Origin of the sequence: Kamptonema formosum PCC 10802, from assembly GCF_000332335.1 — a bacterium.
Lineage (GTDB): Bacteria > Cyanobacteriota > Cyanobacteriia > Cyanobacteriales > Oscillatoriaceae > Oscillatoria.
Window position 1 is genome coordinate 471,512 of the sequence record NZ_KB235950.1, and the last position, 1,216, is coordinate 472,727.

The following is a 1,216-nucleotide window of genomic DNA, read 5'->3' on the forward strand; positions in this document are numbered from 1 at the left end:
TCCTTTCCGCAGATCCCACCAACACCATCATCGACTGGAACCAGACAGCATTAAACGCCATCCAAACAGACAAAACAGCACCCCCATTAGCAGCAAGAAACCTAGCAATAATCCACACAGCAATATACGATGCCGTCACGGCAATCGCCAAAACCGGCACCCCATACAAAGCCAACCTAGAAGCGCCGCAAAACGCCGATCCAGAAGCCGCCGCAGCCGCCGCAGCGCACCGCACTCTCACCAATTTATACCCCAACCAATCCGCCACCTTCTCCGCCGCACTCACCGACTCTCTCGCCGCAATACCCGACAGCCAATCCGAAACAGATGGCGTCACCCTAGGGCAAATCGCAGCCGACCAAATTTTAGCCGCCAGAAGTGCGGACGGTTCCGCCATAAAAGTGCCCTACACCCCACAAATCAGTGCCGGAAATTGGATTCCCACCCCTCCCGGCTTTCAACCGGCACTCCTCCCCCAGTGGGCGAATCTCGCCCCCTTTGCCATCACAAGCGACTCCCAATTTCGCCCAAGCGGACCCCCTCCCCTCACCAGTTCTGATTATACCAGAGAACTCAATCAAGTCAAAGAATTGGGCAAAAAAAACAGCAGCGCCCGCACCCCAGAAGGGACAGAAATCGCTCTCTTCTGGGCGGATGGTGCCGGCACCTACACCCCGCCCGGACACTGGAATCAAATCGCCCAACAAGCCTCCTTACAAAGTGGCAGCACCCTAGTAGAAGACGCCCGCATGTTCGCCCTGCTAAATATCGCCCTAGCAGACGCCGGCATTGTAGCTTGGGACGCCAAATACGCCTACGACTTCTGGCGACCGGTCACCGCCATCCACCAAGCCGATACCGATGGCAACCCCCAGACAGCCGCCGATATAACTTGGGACCCCCTGATAGGAACCCCGCCCTTTCCCGAATACGTTTCTGGGCACAGTACCTTCAGTGGCGCTGCTGATGCAGTTCTCACTGAACTCTTCGGCGACAATTTCAATTTTACCACAACTTCCATTGGATTGCCAGGTGTCGAGCGCCAATTTGACAGCTTTTCCCAGGCGGCTTCGGAAGCCGGTATGAGCCGGATTTATGGCGGGATTCACTTCCTGTCTGCCAATGAAGATGGCTTAGCCACCGGCAGGGCTTTGGGACATTACGTTGTTGAGAATTTTTTAACTCCTAATGTGCCAGACTCACTGATTTAGAACTG

At 55.3% G+C, this 1,216-nt stretch carries 1 protein-coding gene; it reads left to right on the forward strand.

Features of this window, described 5'->3' with window-relative positions; genetic code table 11:
- On the forward strand, positions 1–1,211 hold a 1,211-nt coding region (locus OSC10802_RS43420), incomplete at its 5' end, for a vanadium-dependent haloperoxidase (protein WP_017721609.1).
- Positions 1,212–1,216 lie beyond the last annotated feature (5 nt).